20 protein-coding genes and 1 tRNA gene are annotated in these 23,212 nt (G+C 60.9%); 1 reads left to right on the top strand and 20 read right to left on the bottom strand.

Annotation, left to right across the window (positions count from 1 at the left end; all coding sequences use genetic code 11):
- Window positions 1–14: 14 nt before the first annotated feature.
- From GDJ93_RS00205 to GDJ93_RS00175, 7 genes are all read right to left on the bottom strand, one after another.
- Window positions 15–644, bottom strand: a complete 630-nt coding sequence (locus tag GDJ93_RS00205) for an HAD family hydrolase (RefSeq protein WP_193221390.1) — start codon at window positions 642–644, stop codon at window positions 15–17.
- A 156-nt stretch (window positions 645–800) separates the two neighbouring features.
- Window positions 801–1,784 (bottom strand): SIS domain-containing protein, encoded by a 984-nt coding sequence (locus tag GDJ93_RS00200; RefSeq protein ID WP_226812387.1) that lies wholly within the window; start codon window positions 1,782–1,784, stop codon window positions 801–803.
- Window positions 1,785–1,983: 199 nt separating this feature from the next.
- Window positions 1,984–2,817, bottom strand: coding sequence for a PTS system mannose/fructose/sorbose family transporter subunit IID (locus tag GDJ93_RS00195; protein WP_152067312.1), 834 nt, complete (start codon window positions 2,815–2,817; stop codon window positions 1,984–1,986).
- Between the two features lie 13 nt (window positions 2,818–2,830).
- On the bottom strand, window positions 2,831–3,625 hold the full coding sequence (locus GDJ93_RS00190; protein ID WP_152067311.1) for a PTS mannose/fructose/sorbose/N-acetylgalactosamine transporter subunit IIC: 795 nt from the start codon (window positions 3,623–3,625) through the stop codon (window positions 2,831–2,833).
- A gap of 36 nt (window positions 3,626–3,661) precedes the next feature.
- Entirely contained in the window at window positions 3,662–4,585 is a 924-nt protein-coding gene (locus GDJ93_RS00185; protein ID WP_152067310.1) for a PTS sugar transporter subunit IIAB, read from the bottom strand.
- Window positions 4,586–4,767: 182 nt separating this feature from the next.
- A complete protein-coding gene (locus tag GDJ93_RS00180) occupies window positions 4,768–5,850 on the bottom strand; it encodes a DMT family transporter (protein ID WP_152067309.1) in 1,083 nt (360 codons plus the stop codon).
- 397 nt (window positions 5,851–6,247) lie between these two features.
- Complete coding sequence (locus GDJ93_RS00175; protein ID WP_006235139.1) at window positions 6,248–7,240, bottom strand: SIS domain-containing protein; 993 nt, start codon at window positions 7,238–7,240, stop codon at window positions 6,248–6,250.
- Between the two features lie 206 nt (window positions 7,241–7,446).
- On the opposite strand from GDJ93_RS00175, the gene GDJ93_RS00170 reads away from it, so the two are divergent.
- Window positions 7,447–8,169 (top strand): GntR family transcriptional regulator, encoded by a 723-nt coding sequence (locus GDJ93_RS00170; RefSeq protein WP_152067308.1) that lies wholly within the window; start codon window positions 7,447–7,449, stop codon window positions 8,167–8,169.
- A gap of 21 nt (window positions 8,170–8,190) precedes the next feature.
- On the opposite strand, the gene GDJ93_RS00165 is transcribed toward GDJ93_RS00170, so the two are convergent.
- From GDJ93_RS00165 to GDJ93_RS00105, 13 genes are all read right to left on the bottom strand, one after another.
- Window positions 8,191–8,781: a GNAT family N-acetyltransferase gene (locus GDJ93_RS00165; RefSeq protein WP_152067307.1), complete on the bottom strand. Its 591-nt coding sequence runs from the start codon at window positions 8,779–8,781 to the stop codon at window positions 8,191–8,193.
- Between the two features lie 77 nt (window positions 8,782–8,858).
- A complete protein-coding gene (locus GDJ93_RS00160; protein WP_152067306.1) occupies window positions 8,859–9,884 on the bottom strand; it encodes a threonine aldolase family protein in 1,026 nt (341 codons plus the stop codon).
- Window positions 9,885–9,929: 45 nt separating this feature from the next.
- Window positions 9,930–10,793, bottom strand: coding sequence for a phosphatase PAP2 family protein (locus GDJ93_RS00155; RefSeq protein WP_152067305.1), 864 nt, complete (start codon window positions 10,791–10,793; stop codon window positions 9,930–9,932).
- 56 nt (window positions 10,794–10,849) lie between these two features.
- On the bottom strand, window positions 10,850–14,482 hold the full coding sequence (gene mfd, locus GDJ93_RS00150; RefSeq protein ID WP_152067304.1) for a transcription-repair coupling factor: 3,633 nt from the start codon (window positions 14,480–14,482) through the stop codon (window positions 10,850–10,852).
- A gap of 157 nt (window positions 14,483–14,639) precedes the next feature.
- Window positions 14,640–15,305 (bottom strand): endonuclease III, encoded by a 666-nt coding sequence (nth, locus tag GDJ93_RS00145; protein ID WP_035136768.1) that lies wholly within the window; start codon window positions 15,303–15,305, stop codon window positions 14,640–14,642.
- A gap of 63 nt (window positions 15,306–15,368) precedes the next feature.
- A complete protein-coding gene (locus tag GDJ93_RS00140; RefSeq protein WP_152067303.1) occupies window positions 15,369–17,171 on the bottom strand; it encodes an ABC transporter ATP-binding protein in 1,803 nt (600 codons plus the stop codon).
- 126 nt (window positions 17,172–17,297) lie between these two features.
- Window positions 17,298–18,653, bottom strand: a complete 1,356-nt coding sequence (locus tag GDJ93_RS00135; RefSeq protein WP_152067302.1) for a DNA recombination protein RmuC — start codon at window positions 18,651–18,653, stop codon at window positions 17,298–17,300.
- Window positions 18,654–18,777: 124 nt separating this feature from the next.
- On the bottom strand, window positions 18,778–19,212 hold the full coding sequence (locus tag GDJ93_RS00130; RefSeq protein WP_152067301.1) for a hypothetical protein: 435 nt from the start codon (window positions 19,210–19,212) through the stop codon (window positions 18,778–18,780).
- Between the two features lie 433 nt (window positions 19,213–19,645).
- Complete coding sequence (locus GDJ93_RS00125; protein ID WP_152067300.1) at window positions 19,646–20,278, bottom strand: hypothetical protein; 633 nt, start codon at window positions 20,276–20,278, stop codon at window positions 19,646–19,648.
- 279 nt (window positions 20,279–20,557) lie between these two features.
- A complete protein-coding gene (gene rbr / locus GDJ93_RS00120) occupies window positions 20,558–21,097 on the bottom strand; it encodes a rubrerythrin (protein WP_006235152.1) in 540 nt (179 codons plus the stop codon).
- 114 nt (window positions 21,098–21,211) lie between these two features.
- Window positions 21,212–22,117 (bottom strand): HhH-GPD family protein, encoded by a 906-nt coding sequence (locus GDJ93_RS00115; protein WP_152067299.1) that lies wholly within the window; start codon window positions 22,115–22,117, stop codon window positions 21,212–21,214.
- Between the two features lie 21 nt (window positions 22,118–22,138).
- Window positions 22,139–22,624 (bottom strand): RrF2 family transcriptional regulator, encoded by a 486-nt coding sequence (locus GDJ93_RS00110; RefSeq protein WP_152067298.1) that lies wholly within the window; start codon window positions 22,622–22,624, stop codon window positions 22,139–22,141.
- 359 nt (window positions 22,625–22,983) lie between these two features.
- Window positions 22,984–23,061: transfer RNA gene (locus GDJ93_RS00105), tRNA-Asp, on the bottom strand.
- Window positions 23,062–23,212 lie beyond the last annotated feature (151 nt).

The following is a 23,212-nucleotide window of genomic DNA, read 5'->3' as shown; positions in this document are numbered from 1 at the left end:
GCGGCGGATTGACGCTACAAAGCGGCCAAAATGTCGGTCAGATTATCGATAACGGCATTGGCTCGCGATTGATCGAGGTTGACACCCTCGTGCGGACGCAGCGCCAGGACGCGGGCGCCGGAGCGCTTACCAGCCTCGATGCCCAAAGGCGAATCCTCGATAACCAGGCACTCGGAAGGCTCCACCCCCAGCGCCTCCATGGCACGCAGGTAGATCTCGGGGTCGGGCTTAAACGCACTGCACTCGTGACCGCTGATGGTGTAGTCCAGCACGTCGGCGATGCCGGCAATCTCCACCAGCTCGTCAATCAACTCGCGATAGGACGAGCTCGCGATGGCACACTTCACGCCGCGCTCGTGCAGCTTGCGCATCACCGGCTCCGTCTGCTCGTTGAGCAGCTCGGCATACGGAACGGGGTGCTCCGGGCTGTAGACCTGCTTGTACTCCACGCGCAGGCGCTCGCGCAGCTCAACATCGTCGGGCACCAGCGCCTCCCAAATGGCCGGCTCGTTAGACCCCGAAAGATCGGGAATCTCGTCAAAGTGGAACCCCTTCTCTTCCATAAACGCCACGCGGCGGCGGTTGTAGAACCACTCGGTATCGACCAGCACGCCGTCCATGTCAAACAGCACTGCCTTGATCATACGCATCTCCTCCCACCTGCCAAAAAGGGGCAGGTTTATTTTGGTAGGTTTTATCTGGGGTTTTATGACGCGACAGACACGCCCCCAAAGCAAAAAGGGGACGGGGCGCAAACCCCATCCCCTCTCAATCAACCCGTAAGGTCTACTTACTTGTGATTAGTAGGAAAGCTTCCACATGTAGCGACGCATGGTCAGCGGGTGCTGACGGGCCTCGGCGATCTGGTTGCCGTACTCACGCATAACGGCGAGGTGCAGCAGCGGGTTGAAGTAGGTGACGACGCTCGCGGGCACGGCGTCAGCTAGGCCGTAGTCCTTGGAGTCGATCAGAGCGACCTTGGCGCCCATGCGCTCAAGGAAGGTGAGGGCGCGGGCGTCCATCGGACGGGTGGCGCCATCGGACATGAAGAAGACGTAGGGCTTACCCTCGGTGGAAACCTCGAACGGGCCGTGGAAGTACTCGCCGGTGTTGTAGGCGGCGGCATCGATCCACTGCATCTCGGTGAACAGGAAGGCGGCGTGAGAATAAGCCATCTTCTCGGAGGCACCGGAGGCCATGAAGTAGATCATCTTGTCGTCCTTGAAGTCCTCGGCGAACTTCTTGGCGAGCTTCTTGCAGTGCTGAGCGGCGTTCTCGCAGAGATCGAAGACGTTGGTGAGGCCGGTGATCATGTCCTCGTAGTGGTCATAGCCCTCGGTCTGCTGAAGGATCTCGACAGCAAGAGCGATGGCATAGCCGGGCTTCTCGCACTTGGCAGCGTAGTTGGCGTGGAAGCCGTGAACGATGACGTGGTCGGCGTCGACGGTCAGAGCGGAGCCAGCCTTGTTGGTGAGGGAGACGACCGGGCAGTTGTGCTTCTTGGCGGTCTTGTTGGCCTCGACGGTCTCGGGCGTGGAGCCACCGAGGGAGCAGGTGATCACGAAGGTGTGCTCGTTGACCCAGGAAGGCGTGTCGTAGTTGAACTCGTTAGCGGTGAAGATCTGAACGTTCAGCTTGTCCGTGTTGTTGGCCAGGAAGTACTTGGCGGGGTAAAGGTCGGACATGGAAGCACCGCAACCGACGAAGGCGACGCTGTGGATCTCGTGGTTGGACAGGACGTCAGCGACGATCTGCTTAGGGAGGTTAAGGTCGATCTCGTACATCTGACACATTCCTTTCGATTTTTGCGGCGCCACATTGCCGGGCGCTCGCAGGGTTACCGTGGTTTGGACCGAGTCGCCGGCCCGTTGAGGATGCGACAAAGGGACTGTCCCATTGTCGCATTTTGGGGATGGAAGCCTGCCTGGGGTATGGGATGCCAGGCAGGCCCCCGGGGGAAAGCGGTTAGACGCTTGGTCGCGACTAGGCCAGGATGCCGGCCGCGGAGAGGGCGATGCCGCCCACGATGGCGATCACGAGAAGCCAACCGGTGTTGACGTTCTTCTTGATGAGCCAGTACATAAGGCCGGTGAGGCCGAGGGAGATCATCTGGGGCATCATGCCATCCAGGATGTCCTGAATCACGACGGTGCCGTCAGCGAACTGCAGCGGGGTGGTGGCGCCGATCAGCGTGGCGATCATGCCGCCCACGGACATAAGACCCACGATGCCGCAGACATACATGAGCTTCTCCATGAGATCGCCGCCCTGAAGCTTGCTCAGGTACTCGTGGCCGCCCTGATAGCCCATCTTGGCTGCGAACCAAGTGATCAGCACAGAGGGGACGATGGAGATGAGCATGGCCAGGATCGGGCCCATGATAGAGCCCTGCTGAGCCAGCTGAACGCCCAGGCCAAAGGCGATAACGCGGATGGTGCCCTGGAAGAAGGAGTCACCGATGCCGGAAAGCGGACCCATGAGGGAGGTCTTGACCGCGTTGATCGAATCGGGATCGAAGTTCTCGGGATCCTTGGCGTACTCCTCCTCCATGGAGGCGGCGAGGCCCAGGATGAAAGCGCTCGTCTGCGGGGTGCAGTTGTAGAACGCCATGTGACGGTGGTAAGCCTCTTTCTTAGCAGCGAGCTGCTTGGGGTCGGACTCATCCGGATAGAGGCGATCGAGCGTGGGAACCATGCCGTAGAGGAAGCCCATGTTCATCTGACGCTCGTAGTTCCAAGAGGCCTGGATGGCCCAGGAGCGCCAGAAGAACTGGCTGACCTTCTTGTTCAGGGACACGTCCTTGGTTGCGGTTGCCATAGTGTGTTCCTCCTTAGTCTTCGTCGTCTTCGAGCGGATCGTAGTCGGAATCGACACCGGCGGCTGCATGGGAACCGTTGAACTTGAAGCCCATGAAGACGACAGCCAGGCACACACCGATCAGAGCGACCGCGATGACGGACAGGTTGAGGTAAGCGGCGAGCAGGAAACCGATGAACAGGAACGGAGTCATACCCTTCTTGATCATCATGGTGAGCAGCAGGGCCAAGCCGTAGGCGGTCATGATCTTGGTCGAAACGTTAAGACCAGTGGACAGCCACTCGGGAACCATGTTGACGATGGCCTGAACCAGGTCGGTGCCAACAAAGACGGCGAGGAAGATCGGCAGGAAGTACATGACGGCGTACAGACCGGAGCCGGCGCAGATGTGCATACGGTAGGCGGTCTTGAACTTTCCGTTATCGATCGCGCTATCTGCCACATGGGTGAGGGCGGCGATGATGGAACGGAACACGATGCCGAGGAGCTGACCCAGGACGGCGACCGGGATGGCGATCGTCATGGCGGTCTCGGCGGAAGCATCGGTCAGGCACGCAAAGGCAGCGGCCACGATGCCGCCCAGGACCATATCGGGCGGAACGGCGGCGCCGACCTGCACCAGGCCCATGGACACGAGCTCGACGGCGGCACCGACGGCAAGGCCGGTGGGCACATCGCCCAGCAGCAGACCGACGAGCGTAGCGCCAAGGAGGGGCTGCTCGAAGTTAAGACGACCGAGCAGGCGGGAGTCCCACATGCAGAACACGCCGACGAGGCCGACGAGCACCGCACTGATGAACGTATTCATACCCTTCTCCTTTCAGTCAGGCAAAAGCCTGGTTGATTACAGCTTGGCGTCGATGTCGACGCTCTGATACGTAGGGGTCTGCTGGACGTAGAGCTTGATGCCCATGTCGAGCAGCTGGTTGACGTCTGCCTTCTGGGTGGCGTCGAGGAAGACGGAGCTGTCCTTGCCGCCGACCTGATCGGCACCGTCGTGGTTGGCGGTGGCGCCCAGGTTGATGGCGTCGAGCTTGTAGCCCTGGCAGAACTGCAGCATCTCGGCAGTGTTGCCAAAGACGAACATGACGCGCTCGCCGAGGGTGTTGAGCTTGTCCATCTTGGCGAGGGCACGCTCGACGGTGAAGACGTTCAGGCGAACGCCCTGGGGCTTGGCCAGCTTAAGAGCGCCCTTCTTGATGTCATCGTTGGCGGCAGCGTTGTCGACGACGATGATGCGCTCGGCCTGAACCTTGGTGGTCCAGGTAAAGACGACCTGGCCGTGCAGCAGACGGTAGTCAAGACGTGCGAGGACGATCTTGGCGGGGCCGGAGCTGTGACGGGACGCCTTGGCCTTCTTGGCGGGAGCCGCGGCGACCTCGACCGGCGCGTTGGGGTTGGTCAGACCGGTGCGGGCCTCGTTGATGAGGGCTGCGAGCTCGGCGCCCTTGACGGGGACGGGGCTCATAGCGAGCGTGAGCGCCAGCGGAATGTTGAAACCGCTGACAACCGTGAACTTCGTGCCGTTCTTGGAAAGCTCGACCATGTTGTTGTTGACCGAGCTGCCGAGCATATCGGTCAGCACATAGACGGTGTCGTCCGCGTTGAACGTGGCGACCATGGCGTCCACCTTATTGGTGATGGGCTCCTTGTCGTCACGAGCAAGCGACACGACGTGGACGTTCGACACGTCGCCGAGAACCATCTCGAGCGTGTCTTTGGCGCCTGCGGCCAGGCCGCCATGAGATGCGAGAATGATCTGATTCATCTTGCCTCCTCCTTTTCGTTATGGTCATTATAACGTCTTATACGTTGCGGATATTGCTAATTAGTATAAAGACCGTTCGCGGATGAAAATCGACCGTTGACGGGTTTAACGTACTTGAAACGTTGGGGCTGGGTAGGCCGGCGATGGCTTGATAGCCCCAGATCAGACGCCTTGCCAATCCCCTATCGCACGAAGTACCAGGGGCTTTCCTGCACGGTGGGCTCCAACGCAATGCCCGTGCGCTCCTTAAACAGATCCATGTCCTGAGATTTTTCGGTCCACCACGCGTTGGGCTTAAAGGTCATGCTCTCAACAACATGACCGACAAACACACTGTTGCGTAGCTTGGAGAAGTCGGTGTTCATAATCAGGATGGACGCGAGCACCAGCACGATGCCCAGGACTTTGATCACGCCGGCGGGCTCGGCATAGACACCAATGCCCACCAGTACGGTGACGACCGTCTCGAAAGACATTACGACGGGAACTTTCGATGTCTCGAGCCCCATGGACAGACCCTGCATATATAAGATGTAAGCCACGGCTGTGGGGATGAGTCCAAAGCCAAGGAACAGCAGCAGCAGCTGTGGCGACATTGCCGCGGCGACATCCGGCCACGGAGCCGCGATAGCCGCCATAACCGCACCGCCAAAAACAAAGCCCCAAAACGTGACAGCCAGCGGGTGGACCGTCTTGGTTGCTATCCGGCTAAACACCGCGAGCGACGCACCACAAAGGCCTGCAATCACGCCCGACATGACGCCCCAAACCGAAAAATGAAAACCGGAAAGGTCGCCATTGGTCACCGCAAGCACGCAGCCAACGATGTTAAAGACAATGGCAACGAGCTTGTTGGGGGTCACGTCCTCGCGATAAAGCACGCGGCCGAGCATGACGCCAAACACCGGCGAGGTGTAGAGCAGCACCGAGGCCGTAGACATACCCACCTCGCGCATGCACTCGTAATAGCAGGTGTTGGCGGCGGCCAGACCGACGATACCGACAAGCGCGCAGGGAACAAGCTCTTTAGGGCTTGCCTTGAACAGTGCCAGCGGACCCTGAGCCACGGTAGACCCCTCACCCGGACGGCAGCCCATAAACATCAGGACCGGCGCCAAGATAAGCGCTCCGACCAACAGGCGAAAGGCAGCCATGCTCTGGGACGAAACGCCCATGGCCGAGATGCCGTTTACAAAGATTCCGATGCTGCCCCACATAAGCGCGGCGACCAGCACCAGCACATAGCCCAGATTGCTTTTCTTCAACGCAGCCTCCTCGGTATTGTTTCCAATATGTTTCACACTACGTTATAGTCGTTATATACATTTTTCAAGACACAAATCGGCGAGCGGAAAAATCTGCTCTACCGCTACAACCCATTGGTGCAAAGGGGTCAGGTTCATATGCGCCAACTTGGTGCAAAGTAACCTGTCCCCAATGACTAGGACTGTCCCCAAGTGCCGAACGTCTCCAAGTGCCGCATCTGGGCCAAGGCGACGCCGATGCTTTGGCAACGCCAGCGAAAACCCACCTGAGCGAGCAAGGTGCCTTGAAGCGAAGCGGCATTGACCTTCTGGTCATGCCGCTGAAGCTGAAAGGCAGATTGCCGCTCAGGTGGGTTTGCAGCGTCGAGCCGTTACGGCGTTTGGTAAAACGCCGTAACTAATAATCCAGCTTCCACATGTAGCGGCGCGTCATGTAGTCCTTGTGGGTGACGGCAGAGAGCGCGCGCATGTACACGTTGTTGAGGATCGGGGCAAAGATCAGGTGGTTGAAGTACTCGCTCACGCTGTCCTTGATGTCGTTGAGACCGAGCTCCTTGGCGTCGAGCTGATAGACGCGCTCGCCACCGTACTGGTTGACGAAGCGGATGCCGCGCTCGTCGTTGCAGCGGCTGCGGCCGACGCTGATGAGCTGGAACAGCGAGGTGCGCTTGTCCAGGATCTCGAAGGGACCGTGGAAGAAGTCGCAGGTGTTGATGGTGCATGAGTCGATCTGCAGCATCTCCTGCACGTTGCAGATGCTAAAGACGTAGGCGGCACCAAAGAGCGGACCCTGAGCCATGACGTTGATGCAGGGCTTGTCGGCGTTCTGCTCGGCCCACTTGGCAGCAAGCGGACGGGTGTACTCGACGGCCTTGCGATAGATGGGGTCGACCAAGTCGAACGCGGCCATGGCGGTCTCGTACTCGGCATAGCCCTCGGTCTGCTGCGTGAGCTCCATGGCGATCATAGTCACGACGGCAGAGTTGGTACGACCCATGCAGGACTCGTCGACGGCCAGGCTGTCGTACTGGATCTTGTAGTCGCAGACCTCGGTGAGGCCGGACTCGTCAACATAGATGGCGATGGTGCTGGCGCCGTGGTCCTTGGCGACCTGGGCGGCGACGATGGTCTCCTTGGTGCCGCGCATGGACACGACGACGGCCAGGGTGTTCTCGTTAACGTAGGCAGGGGTTGCGTGCACGAACTCGTTGCTAGTGTAGCTGGAGCTCACGACCTGCGTGGCCTCGTGCTCCATAAAGTACTGGGCAGGATAGTTACCGCCGTTGGATCCGCCAGCGCCAATCCACACGACGCGCTTGATGCCGCCCTTGTCAGCCTTGTCAGCCAAAACCTGGGAGACGACGTCCTTAACCTGTTCCTGAGTAGTCATCGTGCATCAGCCTTTCTTCTCGTTTGATGCTCATCACAGGCATACAAGTTACATACATGTTTTGGTTATGTCGACTAGTTGTATGCTATATTTGTCTTAGAAATTTTGCTGATGCTGTTTTCGATAACTAGTTACCAGCGGTTTTGTTGTTGTATTGAATACATGCTTGATTAGATACGCATATAGGTTAGATACAGGTTGATCGCATGAACGCTTCATCTAAAAAGAAACTGAGCCAATACGAGCGCTTGGCGGGCATGCTGCGCGACCGCATCGCCGCCGGCACCTACGCGCGCGGAGACAAGCTGCCGTCCGAGATGGAACTCATGGACGAATCGGGGCTGTCGCGTAGCACCGTACGCCACGCCCTTAAGGTGCTCGTTGATGAGGGCCTGGTGCGCACCGAGCGCGGGCGTGGCGCCTTTGTGGCCGACACGCCGGCGCTCCACGAGAACAACCTGGTGTTTTCGAGCTACACGACACAGGTCCAGGGTCAGGGTATGAAGCCCACCACGCGCACGGTGGACTCGGGCTTTGCCAAGGCCGCGGGCAATGCGGCCAAGTTCTTCGATGTCGCCGTGGGCAGCAAGCTCGTCAAACTTGTCCGCCTGCGTTATCTGGACGATGCGCCGCTGTGCCTGGAGACCACCTATCTACCACCGAGCTTTGAAGCACTCATCGATCGCGATATCAACGGTTCGCTCTACGCCACGCTGCGCCAGGAATTCCATCGCGCGCCGGCACAGGGGCATAAGACCTTTGAGGTGTGCTATGCCTCGCAAAACGAGGCGTTTTTGCTCAACGTTAAGCGCGGGCAGGCGCTGATTCTAATCACCGACTACGTCTACGACACCGACGGCCGCCCGCTCCATGTCTCCAAGCGCATCCAACGCACCGACCGCGCCAAATACACCGAGCCCATCGGCTAACCTGCCAAAATAAACCTGTCCCTAAATGGTAGGTTTGGGGAGGTCGGGGAACCAGGTTGGTTTGGGTTGGTTAGGGACGCGCTCGGCCAGGACCAGCTCCATCCAGCACATGTCGTACCAGCGGCCGAACTTTTGGGCGCAGCGGTCGAAGGCGCCCACCAGGCGATATCCCATATGGGCATGGAAATCCTGACTGTTGTGCGTCAGGTATTCGTCGTCCTTATCGTGCGGCACGGCAATGAGCGCGCACATGTTGGTGATGCCCATCGCGATCAGGCACTGCTTGAGCGCATCATGCAGCTTGCGGCCCAGCCCGCCGTGACGCGCGTCGCGCGCCAGGTAGATCGATGTCTCGACCGACCAGTCGTATGCCTCGCGGCTGTTAAGCGCGCTCACATAGGCATAGCCTACCGGACGCCCGTCCAGCTCCATCACCAAATACGGATAGCGCTTGAGCGTACGCTCGATGCGCCCGGCGAACTCCTCAACGCTCGGCACCTCATATTCGCAGGTAATCGCCGTCTGGCGCACATACGGCTCATAGATGGCAAGCAACGCCGGAGCATCATCGGGCGTCGCCAGGCGAATCGTCGGCTCGGACATCTCGGTCATACAACCCTTCCCCCTCAAAAACAAAGACCGCCTTGCGCCAAACCCAGCGCAAGGCGGCCCCTCGTCATTACATCAGGCTACAGGACAGCCGCCAACGCGTCGATATCCTCCTGCGTCGTGGCCCAGCTGGTGCAAAAGCGCACCACCGTGTGGGTCTCGTCGTACTTTTCCCAGTACTCGATCGCCGCATGCTCGCGAATGCGCGCCATGTCCTCGTTGGGCAGAATCACGAACTGCTGGTTGGTCGGTGTCTCCAAGAAGAACTGGTAGCCGCGCTCGTGCAGCACACGACGCAGCGCCTGAGCCGTCTCGATCGCCTGTCGACCAATCTCAAAATACAAGCCATCGGTAAAGAGTGCCTCAAACTGCACGCCCGTCAGGCGGCCCTTGGCCAACAGCGCGCCGTGCTGCTTAATGCGCGGAATGGGATGTGCCGGAGCGTGCATGCCGCAGAACACCACAGCCTCGCCGCAGAGCGCGCCGCACTTGGTGCCGCCGATGTAGAACACGTCGCACAGCTGCGCCAGCTCGGGCAGGGTAATGTCGCACTCATCGGCCGCCAGCGCATAGGCCAGGTGAGCACCGTCCACAAACAGCGGAATCTCGCGCTTCTGGCATACCGCATGAATTGCCGCGAGCTCGGCCTTGGAATACAGCGTGCCGTACTCAGTCGATAGGCTCACGTACACGGCGCCCGGGAACACCGTGTGCTCGTAGCTCTCGTTTTCGTAGAACACCTGGATATAGTTCTCGAGGTCCTCGGCGTGCATCTTGCCCTCGTAGCCGGGGATGGTGAGCACCTTGTGGCCGCCAAACTCGATGGCGCCCGCCTCGTGGCAGGCAACATGACCGGTCTCGGCGGCAACAACGCCCTGGTAGGGCGCGAGCAGCATATCAATCACCGTCGCGTTGGCCTGCGTGCCGCCCACCAGAAAAAACACGTCGGCATCGGGGGCCTGGCAGGCCTCGCGGATAAGTTGCTTGGCGCACTCGGTATGCGCATCGGTACCGTAGCCGGGCTGCGGCTCCATGTTGGTATCGACGAGCGCCTGCAGCACTGCCGGATGTGCGCCGTGGGAATAGTCGTTGTTAAACGCGAGCATGGCAATCCTCTCTTACCGGGTATCGGCCAGATGATTCAAACGGGGCTATTGTACGCCGTGCGGATAGGCAATGTGCGCGGCAAGGCACTCAAGCGCCAGCACCAGGGCAAAGCCGCAGCTCACGTCACTCAAAAAGTGCGCCCCGATCACGATACGGCCAAAGGCGACGAGCGCCGCGACCACAGCCGCCGTCCAAAAGACCACCCGACGGCGCGAGGGCTTTTCCTTAAAGGCCACCGCGGGAAGTCCGGCGAGCATAAGACCGATCGCCGCATGCGCGGTGTGCCCGCTCGCGAACGACTTAAAGCCGTCCTTGATTACGCCGGCCGCAATATAACTCCACTTGTCGGGGTTGCCGATCACCCACCACGGCTGAAAATTGAGCCCCGGTGTGACCTCGATCACGCGCATGCGCGGACGCGACCACAGCGGCTTGACGATCACGTTGAGGATAATGGCCTGAGCGACCCACACGGCAAGCACCATCAACGCCCAGCGCGTAAGCTCGTCGGGCTCAGTCGCGCGCGTGAGGCGATAGACGATAAGGTTGGCGACGATGACCAGCACAAACGTCAGCACCAACTGAGCCGCGATGAGTTTGCCGCCAACCCTCAGGGACGAAACGATCTCGTAGCCGGTCAGACCAACGTTGACGAGGATGCCGAGCACGGCGAGCCATTTGCTCCCCTTGGAGTCGGGACGCACCGCGCGCACGAGCATAACGCCCGCGATGCTCGCCGTCAGCTCGAACGGCAGCTCACCGGCCGCCTCGACAAAGCGACCGTACATGCTGCCGATATTGAACAGCGCGCTCGAGATCTGATAATCGAAGAAACTGCCCACGCCCAGACAAAGACACAGGACAACCGCGATAATGGCGACATCTTTCTTATAGATGTATCCGAACATGCTTTCCTTTCGATGGAGCCAGAATGCCCAAATGGGGTGTTTGCAGCGTCGACTCGCTAGTCATCATCACTAGCACCCAACTGCTGCAGCAGCATGAGCGCCGCCGCCACCGGGCCGGTGCCGTCGTTGGCGTCGAGGCCGCGACCCAGGCCGCTGCCCGCGCCAGCGCCCGCCTTGTAGGGCACCGACAGTTTGCGGCTCTTGGGGAAGTTCACCGCGCCATAGCGGGTCTTTAGTTCAAAGGCCACCTTCTTGGGCACGTCGACGCCCAAAAACGCGATGCGGCCGCCGCTGAGCGTGACGCTCTCGAGCCCCAAGCGCTCGCCGCGAATGCGGATTCGTGCGCGGTTGAACAGGTTGAGCCCCGCCAACGGCAACTCACCGTGCGCGGCCTCGGTCTCTTCCTGCACCTCATCGATGCTCTCCAGGTCCTCGGCCGCTGCGAGCTTACGGTACACGAGCACGCGCTGGTCCACCGCCGGCAGGTACTCCTCGGACAAGAAGTAGTCGGCCGGCAGGTTAATGCCCACGCTCGCCGCCTCCACGCCGGCATCGTCGTCGCCGCGCGCCTCGGCCACGGCCTGGCCCAGCATCTGCGTAAACAGGTCAAAGCCCACGCTCGACAGGTTGCCGTGCTGCTCGGCGCCCATAAGCGAGCCGGCGCCGCGAATCTCCAGGTCGCGCATGGCGATGCGCATGCCGCTGCCCAGGTCCTGGAACTCGGAAAGTGCGGTCAGACGCGCCGTAGCCTCCTCGGTGAGCGGCAGCTCACCCGGGAACATAAAGTACGCGTATGCCTGCGTGGCCGAGCGGCCCACACGGCCCTTGAGCTGGTAGAGCTGTGCCAGGCCCAAGCGCTGCGAGTCCTCGATGATCAGCGTGTTGGCCGTTGCGTTGTCGATGCCGCTCTCCACGATGGTCGTGGCGATGAGCACGTCGATCTTCTTGGTCGCGAACTCGATCATCACGTCCTCGACCTCGCGCGGGCTCATCTTGCCGTGCGCCACGCCCACGCGCGCCTCGGGCGCGGCCTCGTGCACGCGCGCCACGGCATCATCGATGGTCTTGACGCGGTTGGACACGTAATACACCTGACCGCCGCGGCCCACCTCCAGGCGAATCGCCGCACTCACCACGTCGGGGTCGTACTCCCCCACGTGCACGATCACGGGACGACGCCCGGTCGGCGGTGTGGTGATCAGGCTCATGTCGCGCACGCCGCTCGTGGCCATCTGCATAGTTCGCGGAATAGGCGTTGCCGAGAGCGTGAGCACGTCGATTTGCTCGCGCAGGTTTTTGAGCTGCTCCTTGTGCTGCACACCAAAGCGCTGCTCTTCGTCGATGATCACCATGCCCAGGTTCTTGGGGTTCACGTCGGCAGAAAGCAAGCGGTGCGTGCCGATGAGCACATCAATCGTGCCCTCGGCAAACGCCTTAAGCGCGCGCTTTTGCTGCGCCGGGGTGCGGAAGCGGCTGAGCACTTCGACCTCGAGGCCAAACGGGGCAAAGCGCTCAAAGAACGTCTCGTAGTGCTGCTGGGCCAGAATGGTCGTGGGGCAGAGCACCATGACTTGGCGGCCGGAGTCCACGCACTTAAACGCCGCGCGCAGGGCAACCTCGGTCTTGCCAAAGCCCACGTCGCCGCACAGCAGGCGGTCCATGGGCTTGGGCGCCTCCATGTCAGCCTTGATGTCGGCGATAGCCTCCAGCTGGTCGCGCGTCTCGTCGTAGGGGAAGCTCTCCTCCATCTCGATCTGCTCGGGCGTATCGGGCGGACAGGCGATACCGGTAATCGACGAGCGGCGCGTATACAGGTCGACCAGATCAAACGCCAGCTTTTTGGCGTTCTTGCGCGCCTTGTTGGTGGCACGCGTCCAGTCGGCGGTATTGAGCCTGGTCAGGCGCGGCTTGTCGCCGTCGGGGCCAACATAGCGTGTGATTCGGTCGACCTGCTCGAGCGGCACGTAGAGCTTGTCGCCGTCGGCATATTCCAGCAAAAAGTAGTCGCGCTCCTTGCCGCCCACTTCCTGGCGCGCGATCTCGCTAAAGAGCGCGATGCCGTGAGTAGCGTGCACCACGTAGTCGCCCGGCTTAAACGGGAACGTGATCTGCGTAATGTCCACCTTGCGGCGGCTGCGCGCGCGGTTGGCGTCCATGCGGGCGTTGAGGTCGGCGATCGAGAACACGGCCAAATTGGCGTCGGGCACCACCACGCCCTGCGGCAGGGCAGCGTCCACAAAGGTCACGCGCCCGCGCGAGATGGTGGGCACGGCGGCGCCGGCGGCAGCCTGCGCGGCGCCCGCCTCGAGCGAGCGGGCGTTAAGCGCGTCGGCGCGGCGCTCGCGAATTGCAGCATGAGCATCCTGGCGGACAGCACGGTCGGCGGAATCCGCCGCTGCCACGCGCACGCGCTCGCCAATGACGCCTGCGTTTTCGGGCGCGGCCGTCAGCGACTCCTCAAAGGTAATGCCCTCGTCGCCAAAGGTGAGCTCCATCGACTCGCGCGCACCGCGGTCGGGGATGGCAAACACGCAGGCATAGCGCTTGCCCACGACCTCCTGGATGCGCGTCATAAAACGGTTGTCCGAGCCTGCGATGGCCGGCTGCTCAATCTTGAGCTCGGCCGTCACCGCACCACCGGCACGGATGAGGCTCACATAGTTCAGGCGCTGCTGGGCACCAAAATCGAGCTGTTGGGCGCGCACGTACAGACCATCCAGGCGGTCGATCCCTGCCTCGCCGGCACGGGCCTCGATATCCTCGTAGGCGCGCAGACAGTCGTCGAACAGCGAGCGCGGCTCGGACAGGACCACGAGCGCCTTGCCGCTCACGTGTGCCAGCGGGCTTACGGTCTGGCCGTACATCACCGGCAAAAAGCGGTCGAGCTCGGGCGTGACGATGCGTGCATCCACCATCTCGAGCAGCGCCGCCAGTTTGCTATCGTCCTGGCTGGCGCGATAGAGCGCCACATGCATGTTGTGGACGGCCTCGTCGGTAAGCGCCAGCTCACGGCAGGGGAAGATCTCAATACTGTCCTCGTTACCGATGGTCTGCCCCGTTGAGCTCACCATGCGGCGGATGCGGTCAATCTCGTCGCCAAAGAACTCAATGCGCACGGGCGCTTTCTCCTGCGCGGGAAACACCTCGACGGTGTCGCCGTGAACGCGGAACAGACCGGGCGCATCAGCGGCGCCGGCATTGGTGTAGCCCATGCCCACCAGGCGATGCGGCACCTCGTCAAAAGGAATCTCCTCGCCCACCGCAAAGATCGTGGACTCCCAGTAGCGGCTCTCGACTGGTGGCACGCAGCGCAGCAACGCGCGAGCCGAGGCAACCATGATGCAGTTGTCCCCGCGCACGATGCGTCCCAGGGCCTCGCAGCGCTGCGCCACCACGGCGTCGTCGGGCGCCTGCTCGCGCCACGGATAATCCTTGCGCTCAGGAAAACGGCATACATGCGCCAGGCCCACGTAGGCGGCAAGGCTACGAGCGGCGCGATCGGCCGCATCCTCGCCACTCACAACGTAGACCGTGGGGCGCGGGCGGCGCGCAAACTGAGCGGCCGCCATAAGCGTGCGACCCGACTGCGACACGGCCAGCGTCACGTCCTCGCCGGCATCGAGTCCGGCCTCGACGGTCTGCAGCGCCTCGGCAGTGTAGAGCTGCGCGGCTATACGGTGAATGAGCATGCTGTTCCTCCGGCATCGCAACGCCAAAAGCCCGCCGGGGCAAGCTCGGCGGGTCGTACGTCAAATACATTGTCTGTCATGGTAGCGCATGGAGAGGACTCCGGCTCAAGGGCAAACCCAGCCCCGCAAAAAACGCCAGACGAAGATGCGTTCCGCCCTACCCCGCTACGCGCACGCTGGGGCACAAATCTGCCAGCGGACACTCGTCACACTTAGGCTTGCGGGCGTCGCAGATCTCGCGACCGAAGGTGATCCACTGATGGTTGACCGACTCCCAATACTCGTGCGGCAAAATCTTGAGCAGATCCTGCTCGGTCTTGAGCGGCTCCTTGGCATGCGTCTTAGGACTCAGCATCAGGCGGTGCGCAATGCGGTTGACGTGTGTGTCCACCGCAATACCCTCCACGATGCCATACCCCACGTTGAGCACGATGTTTGCCGTCTTGCGTCCCACGCCCGGCAGCTTCACGAGTTCCTTCATGTCGGCCGGCACCTCGCCGCCATAGTCGGCGACGATCATCTGCGCGGCCTCGACGGCATGCTTGGCTTTGCTCTTGTAGAAGCCGAGTGACTTGATAGTGTCTGCCACGTCAGCCACACTCGCCCCAGCCATGGCCTCGGGTGTGGGCCACTGGGCAAACAGCCGCGGCGTCACTTTGTTGACCTGTGCATCGGTCGTTTGCGCCGAAAGCAGCACCGCGATCAGCAGGCGGAAGGGATTCTCGTGGTCCAAAAAGCACTCGACCGGGCCATAGCGACGGTTGAGGCGCTCACACACCTCGATGGCGCGCTCGCGCTTGGCGGCATTGGTCTCGCGTGGCATAACGACTCCTCGGCTCAACGGCACAATAAACTTATGGGCACAATTGTCCCACGTCCGAGACGCTTACGCCTCCAAGAATGCGCCGGTCTGACGGCTCCACAGGCTCGCGTACTCGCCACCCGCCTCGACAAGCTGCGCATGCGTGCCGTCCTCGACAATCTCGCCATCGGCCAGCACCACAATGCGGTCGAGCGCCGCCACGGTGGACAGGCGATGTGCCACCACAATGGAGGTGCGGCCGCGCATCAGGTTCTCGAGCGCCTCCTGCACCAGCGCCTCGGACTCGCTGTCCAAGGCAGACGTCGCCTCGTCGAGCACTAGAATCGGCGCGTCGGTTAGGATGGCGCGGGCGATAGCCACGCGCTGACGCTGGCCGCCCGAGAGCTTGACGCCGCGCTCACCCACCATGGTGTCAAAGCCACGGGGCAAGCGGTCGATAAACTCGGTCGCATTAGCCAAGCGAGCCGCCTCGCGGATCTGCTCGTCGGTGGCGTCGGGGCGTCCGTAGGCGATATTCTCGCGAATGGAGCGATGGAACAGCAGCGCCTCCTGCGGCACGTAGGCAACCTGGCGGCGCAGGCTCTGCTGCGTGCAGCGCGAGACGTCTTGGCCGTCCACGAGCACGCAGCCGCCCTGAACATCGTCCAGGCGCAGCAGCAGCTTGGTGAGCGTCGTCTTACCCGAGCCCGATTTGCCCACCAGGCCCACGCGTTGGCCCACCGCCACATGAAGTGTCAGGTTATCGAACACGCTCTCGCCCGCCGCAGCGTCACGGTACGCAAAGCTCAGCTGCTCAAAATCAATCGCGCCCTCGGTCACTTTGAGCTCAGGGGCGTCCGGGTCATCTGCCACCAAACGTGGCTCGTCCAGCACGCGCGTCATCTCGGCCGCATCGCCGAGCGCGCGGTTAATGCGCTGCATCATGGAGCTTACGTAGTTCAGGCGCATGGTGAGGTTATAGGTGTAGGTAAAGATCATGACGAGCGAGCCGGCCGAGATGCCAAACCACGCGTTGCCGCCCGCCACGAACACACTCACCACGGCCATGGTGATGACGATAAGGCCCGATGTCGTAAAGTTGCGCTGCATCATGGCGTGCATCGAGACCGTCTCGGCGTCGCGCGCGGCACGATCGGCGGCGTCGAACAGATCGCGTTCAAAGTCCTCGCGCCCGCAGGTCTTGACGGCCAAGATGTTCGTGACCGCGTCGGACAGCACGCCCGACAGTTTGTTCTGCGCGGCGGACGTCGCGGCCGAAAGCGGCATGATGCGCTTGTACATAAGCCAGACAAACGCGATGTAGACGACCATGATGCCCACCAGGATCACGGTAAACGTCGGCACCACCGGGGCGAGTGCGGCCACGGTGCAGATGACCGAGGTGATGGTGGGGATGAGCGAATACACCGTCACGTCCACCAGCCCCGTATAGCCGCTCATAAAACGACTCGTCTGACTCACGAGCGATCCGCCAAAGCGGCTGGTATGGAATGTCATGGATTGGTTGGAGAGCGTGTCGAAGCATAGGCGCGCCAGGTGATAGTTGCCCGCGATCTCGAGCTTGTAGACGGTGTAGTCCTGCAACTTGGAGAGGATCTGACCCACCAGGTTAACGAGTACGAGCGCCAGGATATAGGGGCCGAAGACCTCAAACACCTGGTCACCCGCCACGGGACCGGCTTGAACGCGGTCGACAATGAGGGCCATCACATAGGTATTGGCAAACGTCAGCAAAAAGATGTAGCCCGACGACGAGAACACCGAGAGAAAGACAATCAGCGACTGCGTGCGCGTGACGCCCCAAAACCGCTGCAGCGTGCGACGCACGGTGGAGCGGCTGAGCGGGCTGGTGCTTCTCTGAGACATGGGCTTCCTTTCGCATCTGATTGGGCGAAACGCCATTGTTGCATACTAAAGCGCACTTCAGGCAAGTGCGACGCGAAAAGCGCCCGCGCCCCGCGCTTGCGCAGGCGCCCCGCCGTCTTGTTGCAATTAGTCCTCGTCTTCTTGGTCTGTGGGAAGGCCCGCGGGCGTGAGTCCCAAAATCTCATCGGCTTGATCGGCGTCTTCCAGCGCGTCGATATCCTTGAGCTTGCGCTCCATAACGTTGGTGCGCGTGGTGATAATGCCCTCGACCGTTTTGCCCGCGGTCTCGATCTGCTGCTGGGCGCGGCGCAGCGCCTTTTGATAGCGCGGCAGCTCGGCCTTGACAGCGGAGAGCACGCGCAGTACATCGTCGGTGCGTTTTTGCAGCTTAAACGTTTGGTAACTCATCTGCAGGCTGTTGAGAATGGCCGCCATGGTGCTAGGGCCGGCAACGTTGACGTGATAGTCGCGGCCCAGGGTCTCGATAAGCCCGGGGCGGCTGACGACCTCGGCGTACAGTCCTTCAAACGGCACGAACATGATGCCAAAGTTGGTCGTTGCCGGCACACTCAGGTACTTTTCGCAGATGTCCTTGGCCTCGCGCTTGACCATGGTGTCGAGCGTCTTACGCGCAGCCGCCACGGTCTCCGCATCGCCCGACTCCTGCGCGTCGAGCAGGTGCTCGTACGCGTCGCCCGGAAACTTGGAGTCAATCGGCAGCAGCACGGGGTCGCCCTCGTCCACCGGCAGCTTGACGGCAAACTCAACGCGCTCCGAGGCGCCGGGCTTGGTGGCGACGTTTTCCAGATACTGGTCGGGTGTAAGGATGTCCGCCAGAATTGCACCCAGCTGCACCTCGCCCAAAATGCCACGCGCCTTCACATTGCCCAGTACGCGCTTAAGATCGCCCACGCCGGTGGCGATGGATTGCATATCGCCCAGGCCCTTGTAGACGGCTTCGAGCTGGTCGCTCACCTGCTTAAACGATGACGACAGGCGATCGTTGAGCGTGCGGGAGAGCTTCTCGTCCACCGTTGCGCGCATCTGATCGAGTTGCACGTTGTTGTCTTTGCGGATAGCACCCAGCTGGGCATCGACCGTCTCGCGCACCTTGTCCAGGCGGTGCTCGATGCCCTCGCGGTTGGCACCGAGCTGTTGGGCCGTCTCGCGGCGCAGGTCATCCATCCGGTCACCAGCTTGCGAAAACTCACGCGCGATGGTCAGGTAACGTTGCTGCTCCACGGCCGCATCTGTCGTCTGCTGCTGCGCGATGGCATTGGCCGTGCGGCGAGTTTCGGCCAGCGCGACGTTCAGGGCATCGAGCGCGTTGTTGGCCTGCTCGAGTGCTGCCAGCGTTTCCGCGCTACTGTCGCCACGCTCCCGCAACTCGGCACGCAGGCTCTTGAGCTGGAGGGCGCAAGCCACAGCAACCCCCACCGCCACCAAGGCGATCACAACAAGCACAATATCAATAGCAGACATAAACTCCGCCCAACAAACCCAATCGAGCACCGATCAAAACCGCGATCAATCTTACCCCGTCACACACACGGATCACTCACTGCCTTGCAGACAAATTTCTCTTAGAGCCGCGGACGCTAAAACGCTAGCTCTCCCAGCCGGCACGAATGGTTGTTACGACATCGCCTAGGCGCTGGCCGAGGGCTGACAGATGTTGGAGCACTTCGCTGGGCGAAGCGCCGTTGAGGATGCAGGTGAGCGCATACGAGACCAAGAAAATCGCCGCAAGTCCTAGCGGAATGAGCACGATCATCGCCAATGTGCGCAGGCGCTGGCCCACGCGGCGACGACGCGCACGACGCTTGTCGAACGCGAGCTCCTGCGCATATGAATCTTGCTGTACGGAATAGGCCTCTGGTGCCGATTCGCACCCGGGCACAGCTGCAGGCACAGCAGCGGGCACGACATTTTGCGCAAAGGGCTGGGCTGCCGCCCCTTGCATTTGCATCTCCATGAGTCGTTGCTGCTGACGCAGCATGCGCTCAGCTTGTTGCTGCGGAGTCTCAAGAAACAGATCCATGCTGGCCTCCAAAATCGGAGCATTCGACGCTTACGACCAGCATCCCGCACCGCCATGACCGCGACAACGCAATCGCCGGCAATAGCCACAAAGTTTCTTTTGCTCAAAAGCTGTCGAAAAGCTCAACAACTCCCCTACCAGCACTTTCTCTGAGCTTTTTTCGCCAACAATCTTTTGGCCTTCCACCCTCACACCAACTGACCAAAATCTAACCAAAAGCTTGACGAAAATTGTGGAGACCGGGACCCCACACAAAAAGTGCCGCCCCAAAGGGGCGGCACACAAACTTATTATCAGCTTTTCTGTAACGAGCATGCGACGACTCAACGCCGGGGCGCAGGGCAGGGAAACCTTTGCCTCGCGCGACCCTGCGAAGCCGTGAGCGAGAGGGAAAGGTTTCCCCGCCCTGCGCTCCGTGGTCGGTGAGGACAGACTACATGCCCGCGAGACCGCGGGCGGCGGTGGCGCACATAAACGCCAAGGCTAAAATCACGAGCGAGCCCGCAATGTCTGCCAGCACGCCCATTGCACGGCGCTCAAACAACCAGCTCTCAAAGTGCGGGGCAACGTTGCGCCAAACACGCCACAGCAAGATGCCCATACCGATGACGCCCGGGATATTGAGCAGTAGGATCTCGGAGCACAAAAGACCGATCAGGTTGCCGGCGACAAAACCAGCATTGCCCTCGCAGTATTTGCGGTAGACCATATACAGCATGTACGCCACAAACGGCTGCAAGCACGCAGAAATAAACGTGACCACCATCGAGGGCTCCTGCGAAAAGACCTCGGTGAGTTTATCGACACTCGTGGCGTCCTTCGAAGCCAAGAATAAACCGATAACCACAAGGGGCACCACGCCCAAAATTACCTCGACCAGAGTAAACAACTTGGCAGTCAAATCCTCACTAGCCGAATTCAAATGAGGCGCCCACTCAGGATGAGCATGCGCGCCGACCTTCTTGTCCTTCTCGGCACGATCGGCCTTTTTGCCCTCGGCAACCCGACGACCAGGATCCTTGCGAGTTCCCGCCGCAGCAACCCGAGCCCGAGACTTCTTGCCCATAAAAAACACCCCATCAGGTAGTAGATAAACTAAAAGTCGCTACCCAGTGTACCCCACCCATGAACGGTGCCATCCCAACCAGCCCCCATACAAAAACGTGCCGCCCCTATCGGGGCGGCACACAAACTTCTTATCAGCTTTTCAGTAACGAGCACGCGACGACCCAACGCCGGAGCGCAGGGCGGGGAAATACCTTTGCCTCGCGCGACCCTGCGGAGCCGTGAGCGAGAGGGAAAGGTATTTCCCCGCCCTGCGCTCCGCAGCAGTCAGCGCCAAGCGCTAGTAGTTCACCACCTGCTCCTCAAAGTACGCCTTCGGGTGGTTGCACACCGGGCACACCTCGGGCGCCTCGGCACCAACGTGCAGGTGCCCGCAGTTCAGGCACTTCCACACCTTCACGCCCTCACGCTCAAACACCTCGCCCGACTCGATGCGCTCGACGAGTTTGTTGTAGCGCTCCTCGTGGGCCTTCTCGACGGCGGCGACGCCACGGAACTTCTCGGCGATCTCGGCAAAGCCCTCCTCCTCGGCGGTCTTGGCGAACTCGTCGTACATCGTGGTCCACTCGTAGTTCTCGCCCGCGGCGGCGTCACGCAGGTTGTCCAGAGTGCCCGGAACGGCGCCGTCGTGCAGATACTTAAACCACAGCTTGGCGTGCTCGGACTCGTTGCCCGCCGTCTCGGCAAAGATATTCGAGATCTGAACGTAGCCGTCCTTCTTGGCCTTAGATGCGTAGTAGCGATACTTGGTGTGTGCCTGGGACTCACCGGCAAAAGCGGTCTCGAGGTTCTTCTTGGTTTGGGAATTCTCAAAATCCATAGGTGTACTTCCCTTCAACACGTGCCGCCCATAGGCTTTGAGCGACCTTGTCTTTAGGATGCCCTCAAGCCGCGAATTTAAACCTTACAATCCCGTTCTTCAGATTTGAGCGGGCTACACACTCAACCAACGATCGTCCTCGGCTCGGCAAAAGCCCTCGCGCTCCAGGTCAGCTAGAATGCCCGCGATCAAGTCGCACTCGACCGGCCCGCGACCGGCTGCCGCTTCCATCTCGTTAACGCCCACCACGGCATCAGCAAGCGTAATCCCCGCCGGCTGCCCATCGCGCGCTGCCAACAACATACGCACGATATGCGCGCGCTTTTGGCGGCGCGAGCCCTCAAACTTGGACTGACGACTATAGCCCGCCGACCGCCTGGACGGATTGGGCAGCGTCTTTTTAAGATACGCGCCGTAATCCAGCAATGCGTAATACCACGCGCGCGGCGTGTCGGCATCGTCTTGAGGCGCGGCAAAGGGCGCGATCTCGTCCGCCGCCGCACCGGGGGCCGCCGGACAGGCAGCTTGGATCAGCGGCACCAGTTCGCGATCGGGAACGGCCGGCACATCGGGAAAGAAATGATGCAAAAAGACCGTGCGCACATTGGTCTCCAGATACACGCCCGGAAGATCAAACGCAAACGAACGGATGCCCTGCGCCGTTGCCGGGCCAATGCCGGGCAGAGCGACCAAGTCACGCGTCTCGCGCGGAAACTCCCCATCCCAGTCCTCTACAACGCACTGTGCAGCCCTGTGAAGCGCCAAGGCGCGGCGATTATAGCCCATCCCCTGCCACGCATCCAAGACATCGGAAGGGGCAGCCTGAGCGAGCGCCTGAACAGTCGGAAAACGATCGAGCCACACCGGCATGCGCGCCTCCACACGCGGCACCTGTGTTTGCTGCAGCATGACCTCAGAAAGCCAAATGATGTACGGATCGCGTGTGCGGCGCCACGGAAGGTCGCGATAACGCAGGACCCCTTCCGAACGAATCATCGAACGAAAGGGGTCCTGAATCATGGCTATGCTCCTTATGCGGCGCTATTCCTCCCGGTAAGCGCACGCGCAGGTGGCGTACTCGGGAAACGCTTCGCGGTCGGCGAACTTGGGATCGACGGCCGGGAACTGGCGGTGAGCGACGATGTCGCCGAGCGAAACGGAATCGAGGTAGTCGCGCATCAACGCCTGGGCTCCGGCCCACAGGGGATGATAGCAGCACGCGCCCATGCGCGCACAGTCACCATCGGGCGCGGTGCAATCGTTCATAACCATAGGACCCTGAACGGCCTCGACGACCTGGCGGATAGTAACATCGTCCGGACTGACCTTGAGACGCATGCCACCGTGGACGCCACGCAGGCTCTCCACAATACCGGCCTGGACCAAACCGTGCTGAATCGAGCGGGCAAACGAATGCGGGACATTGACCTCTTCGGCAGCGGTGCGAACAGAAAGCAAACGCTCCGGATCCTCGGCAAGCATCGCCAGCATACGAAGGGCGTAATCAGTCTTCCTCGATATGTCCATTTTTCCCCTTTCAAGGAATACGAACAGCTCGAACGAGCTCCGGGGCCGAGCTTGTGTCGAGACGCTAAATGACCGCCAGGACATCCAAATGGTAAATCGGATATCCACTGAGTGCCGCGCTTGGAGCGAAATGCATCAGATGCGGCGCACAGTGCAATTTAGTATAACCTAACCCCCTGTCTCGTTGAACAGGTGTTGCGCAACAAAGCTGTTGTTCAGACAGATATACTTATTAGATTTTACTTGCGTTCCCGAAGGCGTGGGGATTCTGGGCGAAGATGCACCAGGGCGATCGTTCTATCGAAATAAAGTACATCAAACGCAAAAAGCCACGTCCGAAGACGTGGCTTTAATTGCGTTGGCGGGAAGTACGGGGCTCGAACCCGCGACCTCCGACGTGACAGGCCGGCGCTCTAACCAAACTGAGCTAACTCCCCAGGCAGACGTTCGCGTTTGTTTCCGCTCGCGTGCGCTGCGGGGATTAGTATACACAGAAGTCTGTCCGGCGCGCAACAACTTTTTTGAAAAAATTTTTCGGTCCCTCCGGGAGGGTCTCCGGGGCCGGCTGGCGCGGGTTAAGTTTGCTGC

Origin of the sequence: Collinsella aerofaciens (assembly GCF_902501475.1) — a bacterium.
Taxonomy (GTDB): domain Bacteria; phylum Actinomycetota; class Coriobacteriia; order Coriobacteriales; family Coriobacteriaceae; genus Collinsella; species Collinsella aerofaciens_AL.
This window is presented reverse-complemented; position numbering and strand designations above follow the sequence as displayed.

What these genes read in the sequence shown, in the direction of transcription:
- GDJ93_RS00205 (WP_193221390.1), bottom strand. Translation starts at nt 644, where the DNA reads ATGATCAAGGCAGTGCTGTTTGACATGGACGGCGTGCTGGTCGATACC.
- GDJ93_RS00200 (WP_226812387.1), bottom strand. Translation starts at nt 1,784, where the DNA reads ATGTACGAGATCGACCTTAACCTCCCTAAGCAGATCGTCGCTGACGTC.
- GDJ93_RS00195 (WP_152067312.1), bottom strand. Translation starts at nt 2,817, where the DNA reads ATGGCAACCGCAACCAAGGACGTGTCCCTGAACAAGAAGGTCAGCCAG.
- GDJ93_RS00190 (WP_152067311.1), bottom strand. Translation starts at nt 3,625, where the DNA reads ATGAATACGTTCATCAGTGCGGTGCTCGTCGGCCTCGTCGGCGTGTTC.
- GDJ93_RS00185 (WP_152067310.1), bottom strand. Translation starts at nt 4,585, where the DNA reads ATGAATCAGATCATTCTCGCATCTCATGGCGGCCTGGCCGCAGGCGCC.
- GDJ93_RS00175 (WP_006235139.1), bottom strand. Translation starts at nt 7,240, where the DNA reads ATGACTACTCAGGAACAGGTTAAGGACGTCGTCTCCCAGGTTTTGGCT.
- GDJ93_RS00170 (WP_152067308.1), top strand. Translation starts at nt 7,447, where the DNA reads ATGAACGCTTCATCTAAAAAGAAACTGAGCCAATACGAGCGCTTGGCG.
- GDJ93_RS00165 (WP_152067307.1), bottom strand. Translation starts at nt 8,781, where the DNA reads ATGACCGAGATGTCCGAGCCGACGATTCGCCTGGCGACGCCCGATGAT.
- GDJ93_RS00160 (WP_152067306.1), bottom strand. Translation starts at nt 9,884, where the DNA reads ATGCTCGCGTTTAACAACGACTATTCCCACGGCGCACATCCGGCAGTG.
- GDJ93_RS00155 (WP_152067305.1), bottom strand. Translation starts at nt 10,793, where the DNA reads ATGTTCGGATACATCTATAAGAAAGATGTCGCCATTATCGCGGTTGTC.
- mfd (WP_152067304.1), bottom strand. Translation starts at nt 14,482, where the DNA reads ATGCTCATTCACCGTATAGCCGCGCAGCTCTACACTGCCGAGGCGCTG.
- nth (WP_035136768.1), bottom strand. Translation starts at nt 15,305, where the DNA reads ATGCCACGCGAGACCAATGCCGCCAAGCGCGAGCGCGCCATCGAGGTG.
- GDJ93_RS00140 (WP_152067303.1), bottom strand. Translation starts at nt 17,171, where the DNA reads ATGTCTCAGAGAAGCACCAGCCCGCTCAGCCGCTCCACCGTGCGTCGC.
- GDJ93_RS00135 (WP_152067302.1), bottom strand. Translation starts at nt 18,653, where the DNA reads ATGTCTGCTATTGATATTGTGCTTGTTGTGATCGCCTTGGTGGCGGTG.
- GDJ93_RS00130 (WP_152067301.1), bottom strand. Translation starts at nt 19,212, where the DNA reads ATGGATCTGTTTCTTGAGACTCCGCAGCAACAAGCTGAGCGCATGCTG.
- GDJ93_RS00125 (WP_152067300.1), bottom strand. Translation starts at nt 20,278, where the DNA reads ATGGGCAAGAAGTCTCGGGCTCGGGTTGCTGCGGCGGGAACTCGCAAG.
- rbr (WP_006235152.1), bottom strand. Translation starts at nt 21,097, where the DNA reads ATGGATTTTGAGAATTCCCAAACCAAGAAGAACCTCGAGACCGCTTTT.
- GDJ93_RS00115 (WP_152067299.1), bottom strand. Translation starts at nt 22,117, where the DNA reads ATGATTCAGGACCCCTTTCGTTCGATGATTCGTTCGGAAGGGGTCCTG.
- GDJ93_RS00110 (WP_152067298.1), bottom strand. Translation starts at nt 22,624, where the DNA reads ATGGACATATCGAGGAAGACTGATTACGCCCTTCGTATGCTGGCGATG.